General features: G+C 61.4%; 14 protein-coding genes. 10 read left to right on the top strand and 4 right to left on the bottom strand.

The window, feature by feature from the left end:
* Positions 1-73 precede the first annotated feature (73 nt).
* Positions 74-709: a TetR/AcrR family transcriptional regulator gene (locus RGV33_RS17745; protein ID WP_322145389.1), complete on the top strand. Its 636-nt coding sequence runs from the start codon at positions 74-76 to the stop codon at positions 707-709.
* Between the two features lie 129 nt (positions 710-838).
* Here RGV33_RS17745 and RGV33_RS17750 read toward each other — a convergent pair whose 3' ends face one another.
* The 4 genes from RGV33_RS17750 to RGV33_RS17765 all read right to left on the bottom strand — a co-directional run bounded on the left by RGV33_RS17750 (position 839) and on the right by RGV33_RS17765 (position 6,827).
* The gene (locus RGV33_RS17750) at positions 839-4,375 is read right to left on the bottom strand and encodes a molybdopterin cofactor-binding domain-containing protein (RefSeq protein ID WP_322145390.1); all 3,537 of its coding nucleotides are present in this window, start codon (positions 4,373-4,375) and stop codon (positions 839-841) included.
* 16 nt (positions 4,376-4,391) lie between these two features.
* A complete protein-coding gene (locus RGV33_RS17755; protein WP_322145391.1) occupies positions 4,392-4,868 on the bottom strand; it encodes a (2Fe-2S)-binding protein in 477 nt (158 codons plus the stop codon).
* A 278-nt stretch (positions 4,869-5,146) separates the two neighbouring features.
* Positions 5,147-5,584 carry a MarR family winged helix-turn-helix transcriptional regulator gene (locus RGV33_RS17760; RefSeq protein ID WP_322145392.1) on the bottom strand — a complete coding sequence of 146 codons (438 nt, stop codon included), beginning with the start codon at positions 5,582-5,584 and terminating at the stop codon, positions 5,147-5,149.
* A 190-nt stretch (positions 5,585-5,774) separates the two neighbouring features.
* On the bottom strand, positions 5,775-6,827 hold the full coding sequence (locus RGV33_RS17765) for a 2,5-dihydroxypyridine 5,6-dioxygenase (protein ID WP_322145393.1): 1,053 nt from the start codon (positions 6,825-6,827) through the stop codon (positions 5,775-5,777).
* Positions 6,828-7,135: 308 nt separating this feature from the next.
* Here RGV33_RS17765 and RGV33_RS17770 point away from each other — a divergent pair, with 308 nt between their 5' ends.
* The 9 genes from RGV33_RS17770 (at position 7,136) to RGV33_RS17810 (ending at position 17,091) form a co-directional block, all read left to right on the top strand.
* Positions 7,136-8,269 carry an FAD-dependent monooxygenase gene (locus tag RGV33_RS17770; RefSeq protein ID WP_177044131.1) on the top strand — a complete coding sequence of 378 codons (1,134 nt, stop codon included), beginning with the start codon at positions 7,136-7,138 and terminating at the stop codon, positions 8,267-8,269.
* Positions 8,266-9,075 carry an alpha/beta hydrolase gene (locus RGV33_RS17775; RefSeq protein ID WP_322145394.1) on the top strand — a complete coding sequence of 270 codons (810 nt, stop codon included), beginning with the start codon at positions 8,266-8,268 and terminating at the stop codon, positions 9,073-9,075. The genes RGV33_RS17770 and RGV33_RS17775 overlap by 4 nt, the downstream gene beginning before the upstream one ends.
* An 11-nt stretch (positions 9,076-9,086) precedes the next feature.
* Complete coding sequence (locus tag RGV33_RS17780) at positions 9,087-9,839, top strand: Asp/Glu racemase (RefSeq protein WP_167664216.1); 753 nt, start codon at positions 9,087-9,089, stop codon at positions 9,837-9,839.
* Between the two features lie 139 nt (positions 9,840-9,978).
* Positions 9,979-10,611, top strand: a complete 633-nt coding sequence (locus tag RGV33_RS17785) for an N-carbamoylsarcosine amidohydrolase (protein ID WP_322145395.1) — start codon at positions 9,979-9,981, stop codon at positions 10,609-10,611.
* 139 nt (positions 10,612-10,750) lie between these two features.
* Positions 10,751-12,061, top strand: a complete 1,311-nt coding sequence (locus RGV33_RS17790) for an MFS transporter (RefSeq protein WP_322145396.1) — start codon at positions 10,751-10,753, stop codon at positions 12,059-12,061.
* Positions 12,062-12,088: 27 nt separating this feature from the next.
* Complete coding sequence (locus tag RGV33_RS17795) at positions 12,089-13,171, top strand: nucleoside hydrolase (protein WP_322145397.1); 1,083 nt, start codon at positions 12,089-12,091, stop codon at positions 13,169-13,171.
* 70 nt (positions 13,172-13,241) lie between these two features.
* Entirely contained in the window at positions 13,242-14,525 is a 1,284-nt protein-coding gene (locus RGV33_RS17800) for a glycosyltransferase (protein ID WP_322145398.1), read from the top strand.
* Positions 14,526-14,596: 71 nt separating this feature from the next.
* The gene (locus RGV33_RS17805; RefSeq protein ID WP_322145399.1) at positions 14,597-15,502 is read left to right on the top strand and encodes an AraC family transcriptional regulator; all 906 of its coding nucleotides are present in this window, start codon (positions 14,597-14,599) and stop codon (positions 15,500-15,502) included.
* Positions 15,503-15,780: 278 nt separating this feature from the next.
* Positions 15,781-17,091, top strand: a complete 1,311-nt coding sequence (locus tag RGV33_RS17810) for a sugar ABC transporter substrate-binding protein (protein ID WP_322145400.1) — start codon at positions 15,781-15,783, stop codon at positions 17,089-17,091.
* Positions 17,092-17,131: the final 40 nt, after the last annotated feature.

Here is a 17,131-nt window from a genome sequence, read left to right on the forward strand (position 1 = left end):
CAGAGCCTGTCGGTAACGGAATAATGCCCATGCTATATTCCGGGCCTTTACGCGGTGCAGCAGAGGCTTTTCGATGGTGATCAAGAAGACCGGTATCCGCGCCCAGCAGGCCGACCAGACGCGCGCGCGGATTCTCCAGGCGGCGGTCAAGGTCTTCACCCGCGACGGCTATTCCGGCGGGCGCGTCGAAAGCATCTCGCGCGAGGCCGAGTCCAACGACCGCATGCTGTATTACTACTTCGGCAGCAAGGAACATCTGTTTGTGTGTGTGCTGGAGCACACCTATGAACAGTTCAATAAAGCCGAAGGCAAACTCAAGCTCGACCTGGCAGCGCCGGTGCAAGCCTTGCAGGCGTTGGTAGCGTTTATCTGGAATTACTACGTCAAGCATCCCGAGTTTGTGGCGATCCTGAGCATCGAGAACCTGCACAAGGGCAAGCATGCGAAACAGTCCGGCGAACTGCGCCGGTTGTCCGGGGAAGCGGTTGGGGTGTTGCGGCCAATCATTGAAGCGGGCCAGGCGCAGGGGCTGTTTCGTGAGGATGTGGACATCAAGCATGTGTATTTGATGATTGCTTCGTTGTGCTACTTCTACAATTCCAACCAGCACACCCTCAGTTCGTTTCTGGGAGAGGATCTGGCGGACAAGACACAGCAGCGGGATTGGCTGGGGTTTATCAGTGATCTGGTGTTGCGTGGGGTACGGTAGAAACCGAATCAACATGTGGGAGCTGGCTTGCCTGCGATTGCGGTGGGTCAGCTAATAATTCAGTGGCTGGGGCACCGCTATCGCAGGCAAGCCAGCTCCCACAGTTGATCTCCATATGGCTTGAATCTGTCAGTGGGTACCGGGGTTGGCTCTTAGGTGAGCGACCCTTCGCTCCAAGCTGTCCCATTGCGGTGCATTGGGTGCGAAGCGCCCGCGTAGGTAGGCGGCCAATTCCGCCACTTGGGTGTTCGACAGGCTGTCCTTGAACGCGGGCATATAACCCAAATCCTTGGTCGCCGGGGTGCTGATGCCTTGCAGGATCACCTTGATCAGGTTGTCCGGTTGATCGCTGTGCACATTGGTATTGGTCGCCAGTGACGGGCTGACGCCGAACAGTGTCGGCCCCTGGCCGTCGGCATGGCAGGCCTTGCACGAGCCTTCGAATACCCGGCGTCCATTGGCATTGGGCAGCGTTGCGGCGGCCACGACTTGCGCTTCGGCGGCGCCGCTGTCATTCAGCGAGGCCAGGTACAGCGCCATCGCGCGGATATCGGTCTTGGGCAATTTCGCCAATTCGCTTACGACCGGCCCCATCGGACCGGTCGCTACGCCGTGGGCATCGGAGTAACCGGTGCTCAGATAGGTGAACAACTGATCTTCAGTCCACGGTGTCGGCGCCTTGGACAAACCATTCAAGGCAGGCGCTTCCCAGCCATCCACCATGCCGCCCGCCAGGAACGCCTTGCCGCCCTTCTCCGCCCCCATCAGGTTGCGTGGGGAATGGCACGCTGCGCAGTGCCCCAGGCCATTAACCAGATAAGCGCCGCGATTCCATTGCTCGCTACGCTGGGGCTGTACGGTGATTTCTCCCCGACGCAAAAACAGCGCATTCCACCCGGCCATCAACGGCCGGATATTGAAAGGAAAGCTCATCGCATTCGGCACGGGTGCCTGGCTCACTGGCGCCTGTGACATCAGGTAGGCATACAGCGCCTGCATGTCGGCATCGTTGATATTGCGAAACGCGGTATAGGGAAACGCCGGGTACAGGTTGCGACCGTCGCGGCCAATGCCGTCGCGCATCGCCCGCTCGAACGCCGGGTAGGACCAGTTGCCAATCCCGGTCTTCTGATCCGGGGTGATGTTGCTGCTGTACAGCGTGCCGAACGGTGTGTGCATCGCCAGCCCGCCAGCATTGGTGGCACCACCCGGCGCGGTGTGGCACACCGCGCAGTCCCCCACGGCGGCCAGCAAACGCCCGCGCTCCAGGGTGGCCTTGGACCAGGTGCCGGCGCTGGGTGGCGCAATCGGGGCGATTTCACTGTGAAACGGCCATGCGGTGGCGGCCATGCCCAGCACCGCGCCAAAGGCTGCGAACAATGAGCCGAACAACCATTTGCGGCGTTTCTGCGGGGACTTTTCCGGCTCGCCCAAGGTGCCCGCATTCAGCGCGGCCAATACGCGCTCGGGGGTGATCGGCAACTCGCGAAAACGAATGCCGGTGGCGTCATAGATCGCATTCGCGATTGCCGCTGCGCTGGGTACCGAGGCGGATTCACCGGCGCCCATCGGCGGCTGGTCCTGGCGCGGCATCATCAGCACGTCGATCTGCGGCACCTCCGGGAAGGTCAGGATCGGATAACCGCCCCACTCCTTGCTGGCTACGGTGGACTCTTCAAAGGTCACGCGCTCCTTGAGCACGCGGCTGGTGGACTGGATCACATTGCCATGGATCTGGTGCTGCACACCCGCCGGGTTGATCATCATCCCCGAGTCGTGCCCGATTACTACGCGGGTCACCGAGACGTCACCGGTCTGTTTGTCGATGGCCACGTCCGCCACCCACGCCGCCCACGCCGCGCCGAAGCCGGGGAACTTGCTGTGGATATAGCGCGCGTAGGCAAAGCCCCGGCCACGCAGCAGGTGGTCTTCGTTGGCGGTTTGCATCGCCGCGGTGCGTGGGACCCAATTGGCGCGTTCGGCGGTGGATTTCACCAGCTCGATGGCACGCTCATCCTTCAGGTAACGCAGGCGGTATTCCACCGGATCGACGCCGGCGGCGAAGGCCAGTTCGTCAATATAGGATTCATGGGCGAAGGTGTTGGGCAACGCCGACACACCGCGCATCCACGAGGCGCGCACGATCGGCGCCATGTCGTTGATGGTGACGCGCATGTTCTCAATGTCGTAGGGCGGGATCGACGTGCGGTCGCCCATCTCGAACATCGCCGCCACCGGCTCGACCCGGCCGGTCAGCAGCAGCGCCAGGGTGGGTGCACCGTTGGACGGGTAGCTGGTTTCAAAGTCATAGGCGGCGATGCTGCCATCAGCGTTCAGGCCGCCGTCGACATCCATCAGCTGCGCGGTGCCCTTGGGCTCCCACAAGTGCTCCTGTTCGCGGCTCAGTTGCACCCGCACCGGCTTGCCCACGGCGCGCGACAGCAGCAAGGCGTCAGCGCACACATCGTCGGCGCAGTTGCGGCCGTAGCAGCCGGCAGCTTCCATGCGGATCACGTCGATGGATTCTTCTGCACATTCCAGTAGCCAGGCCAGGTCTGCCCGCAGCAGGTGCGGGTTCTGGCTGCCGGACCAGACCCGGCTCACCCCAGGCTGATAATCCGCCACGCCGCAGGACGGGCCAATGGAGCCGTGCATCTGGTACGGCCACAGGTACGTGCGGGGCATGCGCTGGCTGGCGGCGGCCAGCGCTTCATCGACGTTACCTTGGTCGAGCACGGTTCGGCGTACCCGTGGGTTGTCGCGAATCGCTTGCTCGACATCGCTCATGTCCGGCAGGTTGTTGTTCCAGGGCTTCCAGTGGACGATCAACTCCTGGGCGGCCTTGATCGCCTGTTCCTCGCGCAATGCGACCACGCCAACAAAATCACGGATCACCACCACGGCGACAATTCCCGGGATATGGGCAATGGAGGCCTCGTCGACCTTCAGCAGGCTGTTGCCAACGAAGTCGCCGCAGTCCAGGCCCGCATACGGCGGACGGATCACCCGGCCATGGAGCATGTCCGGCACGCGCATGTCGTGCACGTACGTCAGCTCGCCGGTAGCCTTGCCCGGGATATCCACTCGGGCGGCACCTTTGCCCACCAGGCGGTAATCGGCGGTGGCTTTGAGCGGTGCGTCGCCGCTGATGTGCAGCTCGTCATGTTCGCCAACCACCAGTTCGCCATAAGTGGTGGTGCGTCCGTCTTCGGCGCTAATGATGCCCGCGTCGACCTTGAGCTCCTGTACCGCGACAGACCAGCGTTGCGCGGCCCGCGCCAGCAGGAAACGCCGCGCTTCGGCAGCGGCATTGCGCAGCGGGATTGCGGAAATCTGCAAGGTCGCACTGGCAATGGTCGCGCCCTGGTTGGGCACGCGCTCGGTGTCGCCGAGCACCATGCGTACCTGCTCCATCGTCAGGTCCAGTTCCTCGGCGACGATCTGCGCCAGTGAGGTGCGAATACCGGTGCCCAGGTCCACGTGCCCGTTGAAGGCGTACACCAACCCGTCATCGTTCACCGCAATAAACAGCCCCAGTTCCTTGGGCTTGACCGTCGGTGTGCCGCCCTTGGCCACCGGCCCCGAAGGCGGCAGCACGTTGTCGACAATCAACAGGACGCCGGCCTTGGCCAGCCATTGGTCGCGGGAAGGGATTGTGTCGTTCATGGTCATCGATCCACGTTCAAGGCGTTTGGCGGGCGGCACGCAGCACCGCGCGGAGGATTTCGATATGGGTGCCGCAGCGGCACAGGTTGCCCGACAGTTCGCTGCGCACCTGGGCTTCGCTGGGGTTTGGATTGCGGTCTAGCAAGGCCTTGGCGGTCATGATCATGCCGTTCAGGCAGTAGCCGCACTGGGCGGCCTGCTCGTCGATAAAGGCCTGTTGCACCGGGTGCGGGGTTTGGCGGGTGCCGAGGCCTTCAAGGGTGACGATGTCGCGGCCCACGGCGCCCGACAGGGGGAAGACGCAGGAACGTGCGGCCACGCCATCGATTATCACCGTGCAGGCGCCGCACTCCCCCAGGCCGCAACCGTATTTGGGGCCGTTGAGTTGCAGGTCATTGCGCAGGATGAGCAATAGCGGGGTGTCGGCCATTGCGCTGACTTGTGTGGTGTGGCCGTTGACCTCAAGCGTTACCGTGATGTGCTGGCTGATCATTCGCTTCGCCCATGGCTTTGGTGAAGTGCCCACTACATTAAATAGTCAAAAAAAAGCGTCGCGTACCTGGGGTCTCGCGACACACTTGACTGGTGAAGTGGTTACTACATCAATGCACAGCAAAAACGGTGCCAGCCCGTCAGGCAAATGCTATTTACGTAGCAGCTGTTGAGCCTTGGCGAGGCTGCGTGGGCGCGATGCGGGGTTGTGCATGGCTCGCTATAGAGGTGCGGCCGACGCAGCCTCGCTGGGGCTCGACAGCTGCTACGGGGGGGGCTTCAGGTGGTTTGGGGGTCGTCGATCATTTTGCGTAGCAGGAATAGCACGGCGACGCGTTCGGCAGGGTTGAGGTTGCTCAGGGTCAGTTCGGTGATGGTCGCAGCGCAGGGTACGGTTTGCTGTACTAGGGCGGAGCCGGAGTCGGACAGGTTGACCACGACTTTGCGCTTGTCCTGGGGGTCGGGCTCCAGGGTGATCAGTTCGCGGGCCTTGAGGCGTTCGACGATGCCGCGGATGGTCGCCTGGTCGACGGCGGTGGCCTTGACCAGTTCGGTCAGCGAACTTGCACCGTGATCGCGCAGGGCGCACAGGGTGACGAACTGGACGGCGGTGAGCTGGGAGTCGCCGACGTTCTGCTGGAAGATTGCCAGGTGGCGCTGGTAGGCCTTGCGCAGCAGGTGGCCGACTTGTTCGGAGAAAACATAGGAATCAGGCACGGCGGGCTCGCGGAGACGGTGGGCGATGGGGTGGCATGATGGCGGGGTTGTGGGTTGGACTCAAGCATCAGCCACTGAAGGAATCAAATCGAATGTGGGAGCTGGCTTGCCTGCGATTGCGGTGGATCAGCCAGCTCTCTGTTGGCTGACACTCCGCTATCGCAGGCAAGCCAGCTCCTACAGGGGATTTTTAGCGGGCCAGGGAGGCTTGGGGGGCTACGACGTCGCCGGCGATGACGACGGCTTGGTCGTCGAGGTAGACATCGCAATTGCGTAGCGGGATGTCCATATGGCACGGCGTTTTGCGGGTGCCGCCGACCTCGGTGTTCGGGCCGGTGGAGAACAGGAAGTTGCCGTAGAACGCCCGGGCGTCCATGCACATGCCGTCGTTTTTGTCGTGCAGGCCCATGGCTGTCCATTGCGCCCGTGGCTGCAGGCCCCAGCCGATGTGGGAGATGCCGTATACCTCGGGGTCGTTGAAGTACTTCATGTACTCGCGCAGGTATTCGGCTTCGAAACCGCCGTGGATGTTGGTGATGAAGCCCTTCTCGATCTCCAGGGTGATTTTTTCCCGGGTGTAGGTCTTGAAGGGCAGCAGGATGTCGCCGATATCCAGCACCAGCACGCCTTCGGCGGTTTCTTCGTTTGGCCAGGAGAACAGGAAGCCGCTCGGCCAGTGATCCCAGCGCCCCGGTTCGTCGGCAAAGCCGTATTCGGTGACTGACGGGTATTGCCCCAATGCTGCACGAAAATCACTGCCGGCGCGGGATTTGACGTGGATCGAACGGGCCTTTTTCAACAGCTCTTCGGCCGCCAGTACGCGCACCTTGTCTTCTTCGGTCGGCAGCATGCGCGCCAGTACTTCCGGGGGCTCCACCGCCAGCAGGATGCGCGTGCCGGTCTTGAGGATCTGCTCCTGCTCCGGCGAGTGCAGCAGCATCATGGTGTCGACAATCAGGTCGGCCGCCTCCAGTGCCCGCTGGGCCGCGATATTGCCGGTCAACGCGGTGTCACCGCAGTAGGCCGTCATGTCATTGCCCATCGCCCGGGGATGGTTGAACGAAGGCAATTCCACCGCGTACACCATGGCCCCCAGGCGCTGGGCAGCGTCCATCGCGGCACGCACGGTGCGCGGGTCGGAGTAGTGGCTCTTGAGCACGGCGACGCTCTGGGTCGGATCGACCTTCGAGAGCTTCAACACGTGTTCAAACATCTGGGTCAGTTCGCAATCACTTACCGGCATTTCCTGTCTCCTCAGCTGCTGCACCAAGATCTGGCAGTGCGCTTCACTCTAGTGCGTTTTTATAGCGTATACGCCAATTAATAACGATAAGAACTGATTTAATGACGGACTGCAAGCGCCACGCCAAAACGTTACTAATCCACACACGCCCAATGAAATATAGAGAAATACAGTGACAGGGGATCGATACGGCCAAAATGATAATTTTTCAGGTGCAGGCTTTTCATTTGAAAAAATGAGCGTATACACTTTAAAAACCTTGCGGACAGACGCCGCCGGCCATCATTCGAAAAAGAGGACCACGCCCCATGGGAAGCACACAAAAAATCGCAATCGTCGGCGCCGGCCTTGGCGGTGCCGCCGCTGCCACCCTGTTGCAACAGGCGGGGTTCGACGTGGACATCTTTGAACAGGCACCGGAATTTTCCCGCCTGGGCGCCGGGATCCACATGGGGCCCAACATCATGAAAATCTTCCGGCGCATGGGCATTGAAAAGCAACTGGACCTGATGGGCTCGCACCCCGAGCACTGGTTCAGCCGCGACGGTGAAACCGGCGACTACCTGTCACGCATCCCCCTGACAGGCTACGGCGCGTCCTACATCACCGTGCACCGTGGCGACCTGCATGCGTTGCAGATGTCGACCCTCAAGCCCGGCACCCTGCACTTCAACAAGCGCCTGGAAACCCTCGAAGAAACCGACACCCAGGTGCGCCTGACCTTCGCCGACGGTGAAGTGACCTACGCCGACATCGTGATCGGTGCCGACGGCATCAACTCGCGTATCCGTGAAGAACTGCTGGGCGCCGAAAAACCCCTGTACAGCGGCTGGGTCGCCCACCGTGCGTTGATCCGTGGCGATCAACTGGCCAAGTACGACCTGAAGTTCGAGGACTGCATCAAGTGGTGGACCGAGGACCGGCACATGATGGTCTACTACACCACCGGCAAGCGCGACGAGTACTACTACGTCACCGGCGTGCCGCACCCGGAATGGGACTTCCAGGGCGCCTTCGTCGACAGCAGCCGCGAAGAGATGTTCGACGCCTTCAAGGGCTACCACCCCACCGTCCAGGCACTGATCGAATCCACCGAAAGCGTGACCAAATGGCCGCTGCGCAACCGCAACCCGCTGCCGTTGTGGAGCCGTGGCCGCCTGGTATTGCTGGGCGATGCCTGCCACCCGATGAAACCGCACATGGCCCAGGGCGCCGGCATGGCCATCGAAGACGCAGCGATGCTCACCCGCTGCCTGCAAGAAACCGGCATCAGCGACTACCGCACCGCGTTCGAGCTATATGAAGCCAACCGCAAGGAGCGCGCTTCCCGGGTCCAGGCCGTGTCCAACGCCAACACCTGGCTGCGCACCCAGGAAGATCCGGACTGGGTCTACGGCTATGACCTCTACGCCCAGCAGTTGAAATCGGGGGTGGCGGCGTGAGCAGCTTTCTCTACGGCGGCAACGTGCAGGCCAACGGCATTCGCCAGCATTACCTGCGTTATGGCGGCAAGGGCCCGGCGCTGATCCTGATTCCCGGCATCACCAGCCCGGCGATTACCTGGGGGTTCGTCGCCGAGCGCCTGGGGCTGCATTTCGATACTTATGTGCTGGACGTGCGCGGTCGCGGCCTGTCGTCCAGCGGCCCGGAACTGGATTACAGCGCCGACACCTGCGCCGATGATATCGGTGCCTTTGCCGACGCTCTCAAGCTTGAGAGCTATCACCTGGTCGGCCATTCCATGGGCGCGCGGTTTGCCGTGCGCAGCGCCGTGCGGCATCCGCAGGGCGTCGACCGCTTGGTGTTAATCGACCCACCAGTGTCTGGCCCAGGGCGCCGCGAATACCCGAGCAAACTGCCGTGGTACGTCGATTCGATTCGCCAGTCGCTGGTGGGTATGGACGCCGAGGCAATGCGCGCCTTCTGCCCTACCTGGACCGACGAACAACTGCAACTGCGCGCCGAATGGCTGCATACCTGCTACGAGCCGGCGATCGTGCGCGCGTTCAACGACTTTCATACCGTCGACTTCCATCAGGACCTGCCGCACCTGAGGGCACCTGCCCTGTTAATTGTTGCCGGACGCGGCGGCGTTATTCAGCCCGAAGATGTCGCGCAAGTCCGGCAGTTACAGCCAAGCCTGCAGGTCGCCCACGTGCCGAATGCCGGACACATGATCCCCTGGGACGACCTTGAAGGCTTTTTCGCAGCCTTCGGCGACTTCCTCGGCCAGCCCCTGACTGCATAACGGAGACCACCATGCTCAAGCCTTACCGCATCGGCCAGATCGTGCCGAGCTCCAACACCACCATGGAAACCGAGATCCCGGCGATGCTCAACGCACGCCAGGCGATCCGCCCCGAACGCTTCACCTTTCACTCCAGCCGCATGCGCATGAAGCAAGTGCGCAAGGAAGAACTGGCCGCGATGGACGGCGAGTCCGACCGCTGCGCCATCGAACTGTCCGACGCCAAGGTCGACGTGCTGGGTTACGCCTGCCTGGTGGCGATCATGGCCATGGGGTTGGGTTATCACCGCAACTCCGAACAACGCCTGCGCAAGGCCACTGCCGACAACGACGCCAACGCCCCGGTGATCACCAGTGCCGGCGCGTTGATCGAAGGCCTGAAAGTCATGGGTGCCAAACGCATCGCCATTGTCGCTCCGTACATGAAACCGCTGACCGAGCTGGTGGTGAACTACATCCGCGAAGAAGGCTTTGAAGTCGTGGACTGGCGCGCCCTGGAGATCCCCGACAACCTCGAAGTGGCCCGCCACGACCCGGCCAACCTGCCGGCCATCGTCGCCGGGATGAACCTGGAAGGTGTCGACGTGATCGTGCTGTCGGCCTGCGTGCAAATGCAGTCGCTGCCGGTGGTCGCCAAGGTTGAAGCGCAAACCGGCCTGCCGGTGCTCACCGCCGCCATCGCCACCACCTACGCCATGCTCAAGGCCCTGGACCTGGAACCCATCGTCCCCGGCGCCGGCGCCCTACTCTCCGGCGCCTACTAAAAACGCTTTTGTGGCGAGGGAGCTTGCTCCCGCTGGGGTGCGAAGCGCCCCCAAAAAAAACAGGCCTGCTACGCAGTCCAGCGGGAGCAAGCTCCCTCGCCACAGGGTACGTGCACTGTCCATTACCGAGGACTGAAAGATGACCGAACAATCTGCCGACGCCAACTACCAGGGCGTCTGGGGCAACCGAATCGGCTTCGGCAAGAAATCCGCCCTGCTGATGATCGACTTCATGCAGGGCTATACCACCGAAGGCGCGCCGCTGTTTGCCCCCGAAGTGCAAATCGCCGTCGCCGAAAGCGTCGGGTTGCTGGCCTGCGCCAGACGCCACGGGATCACCGTGGTACACACCAATATCCGCTACCATCCCGGCCATTTCGCCGATGGCGGAATGTGGGTAAAAAAGGCCCCGGTGATGAAAGACATGGTCGAAGGCAACCCCATGGCAGCCTTCTGCAGTGAAGTCCTGCCCTTGGCGAACGAAGTAGTGATCACCAAGCAATACGCCAGCGCGTTTTTTGGCAGCAGCCTGGCCCCGATGCTGCACGCCCAAGGCATCGACACCGTGGTGCTCGCCGGCTGTTCCACCAGCGGCTGCATCCGGGCTACCGCAGTCGATGCAGTGCAACATGGCTTTCGTACCATCGTCGTGCGCGAATGCGTCGGCGACCGCCACCCGGCGCCCCATGAAGCCAATTTGTTTGATATCGACAGCAAGTACGGCGACGTGGTCAGCAAGCAGGAAGCGATGAGCAAGTTCAAGGAGCAATAAGGCTTCATTAAGAACCGCGCCACAGAGCGCGGTCTTGCACCCTTCTGTCACTGCCTTTGGAAGTCGCTTGCACAGCACTCCGAAGTGCTGGAAAAAGCGGCCGTATAAAAACCATAAGTCACCGCCAGGAGACACCCCGATGCCCATTGCGAATGCAGCGCCCGCGACCACCGTCGCCGACCCCGTCCACACGCTTTACCACAAGATCACCTGGAAGCTGATTCCGTTCCTGTGTTTCTGCTACTTGGCCGCTTACCTGGACCGTATCAATATCGGCTTCGCCAAACTGCAGATGCTCGACCAGTTGCACTTCAGCGAAACCGCGTTCGGCCTCGGCGCCGGGCTGTTTTTTGTCGGCTATATCATCTTTGAAGTGCCGAGCAACCTGATCCTGGAAAGGGTCGGCGCGAAGATCTGGATCGCCCGCATCATGATCACCTGGGGCCTGCTTTCGGCGTGCACCATGCTGGTCACCTCCACCACCCAGTTCTACATTTTGCGGTTCCTGCTGGGCGCCGCCGAGGCCGGGTTCCTGCCGGGCGTGCTGTATTACCTGACCACCTGGTTTCCCACCCATCGCCGGGGGCGCATCATCGCGTTGTTCATGATCGGCCTGCCGCTGTCCAGCGTGATCGGCGGCCCGTTGTCCGGCTGGATCATGGGCCACTTCGACAACATGGGCGGCCTGCGCGGCTGGCAATGGTTGTTCCTGATCGAAGCGGTGCCCAGCGTACTGCTCGGTATCTGGACCTTCTGGGCGCTGCCCAACTCCTACCAGCAAGCCAAATGGCTGTCGCCGGAAGAAAAGACCCTGCTGCAAAGCGAACTGCGCAAGGACGACGCCGACGGCGCCGACAGCAAGCACAGCTTCCGTGACGGTTTCTTCAACCTCAAGGTGTGGATGCTCGGCGGGATCGACTTCTCGATCCTCCTCAGCGCCTACGCCATGGGGTTCTGGATGCCAACATTCATCCGCAACGCGGGCATCACCGACACCTTCCACATCGGCATCCTCACCGCGTTGCCCAGCGTGGCCGCCCTGCTGGGCATGCTGCTGATCGGCGCCAGTTCCGACAAACACCGCGAACGCCGCTGGCACATCATCGTGCCGTTTTTCATCGGCGCAGCGGCGATGGCCACCAGCACCTTCTTCACCCATAACGTGGTCGCCACCGTGGCCCTGTTTGCGATTGCCTCGGCGGCGATCATCGGTGCGGTGCCGGTGTTTTTCAGCCTGCCGGCGACCTTTCTCAAAGGTACTGCCGCGGCTACCGGTTTTGCCCTGGCCTGCTCACTGGCGAACATCGCAGGCCTGGTGAGCAACTCGTTGATGGGGGTTGCGATTGACGTCACAGGCAGCAGTGCCGGGGCCTTGTGGTTTTTCGCCGGCTGCCTGATTCTCAGCAGCTTCCTGGTCATCGCCTTGCCGGCGAAACTGGTGAACCGTTAATAACAACAATTGCTGGGGTAAATCTGCATGCAAGGTCTCATCAAGCGCTGTGCCCTGCTTGTCGCCATCGGCCTGTGTGCCGGTACGGCGCAGGCCGCAGAAAAGGTCATCTTCGACACCGACTTCAACGTACTCAACGATGACGGCCAGGCCTTTATCATGCTCGCCCAGTTGCATGCGCAAAAACGCATCGACCTGCTGGGCATGACCCTGGTCAGCGGTAACGCCTGGGTCGACCAGGAACAGGTCGACGCCCTCAAGGCGGTGGAACGCATGGGCGTGGAAAAGCAAGTCGGCGTGTATTCCGGCGCCGCCTACCCGCTGCTGCATGACTACGCCACCTATGAGGCGGAAAAAACCCTGTTCGGTTCCGGCTGGCCAGGCGCATTCAAGAACCCGCGCCCAACGAACGTATCACAGCTGGTTGCACCGCCGGACGGCCTGGCGACCCACACCACGCTGCGCAAGGAAACCGCCGCCCAGTTCATTGTCGACAGCGTACGGGCCAACCCCCATGAGGTAACGATTCTTGCAGTAGGCCCGCTGACCAACATTGCCCTGGCGATTCGGTCGGCGCCAGACATCGTGCCGCTGATCAAGCGCATCGTGTACATGGGTGGTGCGTTGGAGATTCCGGGCAATACCACGCCGGCGGCGGAGTTCAACTGGTGGTTCGACCCGGAGGCCGCAAAAATCGTATTGCGCTCGCCGATCGAACACGTGATTTTCCCCAACGACGTGTGTGAGAAAGTCACCTTCGACAAGTCGGTGTACCAGCGGGTGATCGCCCATAAAGGCGCGATTGCCGACCTGTACAAGCACGAGTTCGGGCCACTGTTCGACAAGGACCCGGGCTATCACAGCTTCACCTGGGACAGCCTGCCGGCGCTGTTTCTGGTAAGCCCCGAGATCGTCACCGAATCACGCGAATTGTGGGTAGACGTAGACGCTACCTTCGGCGCCGATTACGGCCGGGCCTTGGGCTATAAGAAAGGCGCGCCGGTGGGCACGCAGAAGGCTAAGGTCGTGTTTGCCGTGGACCAGAAGAAGTTCTGGGACGGCTACGTGAACCTGGTCACCCTGCCAACGCCGGTCAACATCTTGCGCTGACTACGCAGGAACCTTGGGGGCTGTGGTTTAATTGCGCGCTTTGCCCAGCCCCTCAAGGAATCCGTTGTCGATGAATCAGCCCGCCACCAAAGTCCTGGTCATTGGTTACGTCTGGCCAGAGCCCCGCTCTTCGGCCGCCGGCGGGCACATGATGCAGATTCTGGAGAGCTTCCTGGCCCAGGGCTGGGACATTACCTTCAGCAGCCCGGCCGTCACCGGCGAACACAAGGCCGACTTGCCTGCCCTGGGCATTCGCGAATGTGCGATTGAGCTGAATAACAGCAGCTTCGATGATTTCATCACCGAACTGGCCCCGAATATCGTGCTGTTCGACCGCTTCATGATGCAAGAGCAGTTCGGCTGGCGTGTGGAAAAATGCTGCCCGAATGCCCTTCGTGTGCTGGAAAGCTCGGACTTGCAAAGCCTGCGGGATGCCCGCCACCAGCGCCTCAAGGAGTTCTTGAAGGCTCAACCCGACGCTGATGACTTCAGCCCCTTGTTCAGCCCGGGCCTGAGCGCCGAATTCGACTACATGGCCGACACCGATGTGGCTAAACGCGAAATTGCGGCGATCTACCGCTGCGACATCAGCCTGATGATCTCCGATGTGGAAATCCAGCTACTGACCGAGCACTTCAAGGTACCCGCCGCCCTGCTCCACTGGTGCCCGCTGATGGTCGCGCCGCCCGCCCAGGCCTTCACGCCGTTCGAAGACCGCGCACACTTCCTGAGCATCGGCAATTTCCGCCATGCACCCAACTGGGATGCGGTGCTCTGGATGAAGAACAGCGTCTGGCCGCTGATCCGCCAGCAACTGCCCGGCGCTCAATTGCACGTGTATGGCGCCTATACACCGCCCAAGGCCACCGCGCTGCACAACCCGGCCCAAGGCTTTCATGTGATGAACTGGGCTGAAGACGCCTTGCAGGTAATGGCCGCCGCGCGGATCTGCCTGGCGCCGCTGCGCTTTGGCGCCGGGATCAAGGGCAAGCTGGCCGACGCGATGCTCTGTGGCACGCCCAGCATCACCACACCGATTGGCGCCGAAGGCATGGGCGAGCCGTGGCCCGGCGCGGTGGAGCACAGCGCCAGTGCGCTGGCGGCTGAAGCCGTTGCGTTGTACCAGGACGAAGGGCGCTGGACCCAGGCCCAGGAACACGGCCGGCAATTACTCGCCCGCCGTTATGCCCAGGACCTGCACGGTCCGGCCCTGGTGGCGCGCCTGGAGCAATGCCGCCACGAGTTGGCCGAGCACCGCCGCAACAATTTCACCGGCAGCATGCTGCGCCACCACTTGCACAAAAGTACCCAGTACATGGCGCAGTGGATCGAGGCGAAAAACCGCACCCTGTAGACACAGAGGCTGGCGAGGTGGCGCGCAAGGGGGCATTATCCTTTTCGCGACCACAATAAAGCGACGGCAGCATGACCCGAGCAGCGAGAATCACCGACCCTTCCTACGAGTTGATGGACGATCACAACGGTCTGTCCATCATCTATCGCCAACACGGCTTCCCATGCCCGCTGGTGCGCTGGCATTTCCACAAGGAATACGAGCTGCACCTGATCGTTGCCAGTTCCGGCAAGGTGTTCATCGGTGACTACATCGGCAACTTCTACCCGGAAAGCCTGTTCCTCACCGGCCCCAACCTGCCCCACAACTGGATCAGCCAGGTGGCTGAGGATGAAGTGGTGCCCAAGCGCGACATGCTGGTGAACTTCACGGATGACCTGCTCGAAGGCGGCTGCCATATTTTTGCCGAGCTCAAGACGCTCGCGCCATTGCTGGAGCGGGCGCAGTACGGCATCGAGTTTCGCTGCAAGAAGACCATTGCCCAGGCCATGACCCTGATGCAACGCATCGAGGACGCGCAAGGCATGGCGCGCCTGGGGCATTTCTTCATCCTGATGGAGGTACTCAGTGCCTGTGAGGACTATCAACTGCTCTCCGGCGTGACCACCCCGCAACTGGCGGACGAACACAGCATCGACCGCACCAACCGGGCGGTGGACTACATTTTTGCCCACTACGCGCGCGAATTGTCCCTGGAAGAGGTGGCCGAATACCTCGGCATGAAACCCACCTACTTCTCCCGCGTGTTTAAACAAGCCACCGGGCGCACCTTCATCGAATTCGTCAATCGCCTGCGCATCAGTAAATCCTGCGAACTGCTGGCCGATGGCGACAAAGCCGTGACCGATGTGTGCTTCGAGTCGGGCTTCAACAACATTTCCAACTTCAACCGCCGCTTCCAGCAGCTCAAGGGCATGACCCCCTCGCACTACCGACGCCTGGCGGTGCAGCGCCTGACCGAGCAAAACCTCGCCTGAAGAACAAACGCGGGCCCGCTTTCCTGTGGGAGCTGGCTTGCCTGCGATAGCGCCGTGGCTGACACACCGCCATCGCAGGCAAGCCAGCTCCCACATTTGCACCGTGTTTCCAGCGAAAATCCGCCGAGTGCAAAAAAGTATCAGTAAAAGTGCTCCCAAGGATTTGTCAGCGCGCCAATTGAAGGCTGTAATCAACGCACACTCTTCCAGCTGTCGTGGGAGACACAACAACAATAACTGTCCTTCTGTAGCCTCTGGGCGCAGAAATGGAGTGCGCGATGAAGTTCACAGCTAAAGCTCTGCTTGCCTGTACCTGCATGACCCTCAGCGCCGTCAGTCTTGGCGCGCAAACCCTGACCATTGCCACCGTCAACAACAGCGACATGATTCGCATGCAAAAGCTCTCGAAAACCTTCGAGACCGAGCATCCGGAGATCAAGCTGAACTGGGTGGTACTTGAAGAAAACGTGCTGCGCCAACGCCTCACCACCGACATCGCCACCCAGGGCGGACAGTTCGACGTGCTCACCATTGGCATGTACGAAGCAGCACTCTGGGGCGCCAAGGGCTGGCTGGAACCGATGAAGGATCTGCCTGCTGCCTACGACCTGGACGACGTTTTCCCGTCCGTGCGTGACGGCCTTTCCGTCAAGGGCTCGCTGTACGCCCTGCCGTTCTACGCCGAAAGCTCCATCACCTACTACCGCACCGACTTGTTCAAGGACGCCGGGCTGACCATGCCTGAGCACCCGACCTGGACGCAGATCGGCGAGTTCGCCGCCAAACTCACCAACAAAGACAAGGAACAGTACGGCCTGTGCCTGCGCGGCAAAGCCGGTTGGGGCGAAAACATGGCGCTGATCACCACCCTGGCCAACGGCTACGGTGCGCGCTGGTTCGATGAGAAGTGGCAGCCGGAATTCAACGGGCCCGAGTGGAAAGACGCACTGAACTTCTACGTCGACAACATGAAAAAATCCGGCCCGCCGGGCGCCTCCAGCAACGGTTTCAACGAAAACCTGGCGCTGTTCAACAGCGGCAAGTGCGCGATCTGGGTCGACGCCAGCGTCGCCGGCTCGTTTGTGACTGACAAAACCCAAAGCAAAGTGGCTGACCACGTCGGCTTCACCTTTGCCCCTCACGAAAAAACCGAGAAAGGTACGTCGTGGCTGTACTCCTGGTCCCTGGGGATTCCAACCAGCTCCAAAGCCAAGGACGCCGCCAAGGTGTTCACCACCTGGGCCACGTCCAAGGAGTACAGCCAGTTGGTCGCCAAGACCGACGGGATTGCCAACGTACCGCCAGGTACCCGCAAGTCGACCTACAGCGACGAATACATGAAGGCTGCACCGTTTGCCAAGGTGACGCTGGAATCGCTGAAAGTTGCCGACCCGAAAGACCCGTCCGCCAAGCCGGTGCCGTATGTGGGCATCCAGCTGGTGACCATCCCTGAATTCCAGGCGATTGGTACCCAGGTCGGCAAGTTCTTCTCCAGCGCACTGACCGGTGGCTCGACGGTGGACAAAGCCCTGGCAGATTCGCAGACGTTCACCGAACGCGAAATGAAGCGGGCCGGTTATCCCAAGTAAAGCGGTCTCACCACCGTAAATGCTTTATGTGGGAGGCTCT

It is taken from the genome of Pseudomonas sp. Bout1, assembly GCF_034314165.1.
In the GTDB taxonomy this organism is placed as follows: Bacteria; Pseudomonadota; Gammaproteobacteria; order Pseudomonadales; family Pseudomonadaceae; genus Aquipseudomonas.

Coding starts and splice junctions, on each gene's coding strand:
- RGV33_RS17745 (WP_322145389.1), top strand. CDS start 74: ATGGTGATCAAGAAGACCGGTATCCGCGCCCAGCAGGCCGACCAGACG.
- RGV33_RS17750 (WP_322145390.1), bottom strand. CDS start 4,375: ATGAACGACACAATCCCTTCCCGCGACCAATGGCTGGCCAAGGCCGGC.
- RGV33_RS17755 (WP_322145391.1), bottom strand. CDS start 4,868: ATGATCAGCCAGCACATCACGGTAACGCTTGAGGTCAACGGCCACACC.
- RGV33_RS17765 (WP_322145393.1), bottom strand. CDS start 6,827: ATGCCGGTAAGTGATTGCGAACTGACCCAGATGTTTGAACACGTGTTG.
- RGV33_RS17770 (WP_177044131.1), top strand. CDS start 7,136: ATGGGAAGCACACAAAAAATCGCAATCGTCGGCGCCGGCCTTGGCGGT.
- RGV33_RS17780 (WP_167664216.1), top strand. CDS start 9,087: ATGCTCAAGCCTTACCGCATCGGCCAGATCGTGCCGAGCTCCAACACC.
- RGV33_RS17785 (WP_322145395.1), top strand. CDS start 9,979: ATGACCGAACAATCTGCCGACGCCAACTACCAGGGCGTCTGGGGCAAC.
- RGV33_RS17790 (WP_322145396.1), top strand. CDS start 10,751: ATGCCCATTGCGAATGCAGCGCCCGCGACCACCGTCGCCGACCCCGTC.
- RGV33_RS17795 (WP_322145397.1), top strand. CDS start 12,089: ATGCAAGGTCTCATCAAGCGCTGTGCCCTGCTTGTCGCCATCGGCCTG.
- RGV33_RS17800 (WP_322145398.1), top strand. CDS start 13,242: ATGAATCAGCCCGCCACCAAAGTCCTGGTCATTGGTTACGTCTGGCCA.
- RGV33_RS17805 (WP_322145399.1), top strand. CDS start 14,597: ATGACCCGAGCAGCGAGAATCACCGACCCTTCCTACGAGTTGATGGAC.
- RGV33_RS17810 (WP_322145400.1), top strand. CDS start 15,781: ATGAAGTTCACAGCTAAAGCTCTGCTTGCCTGTACCTGCATGACCCTC.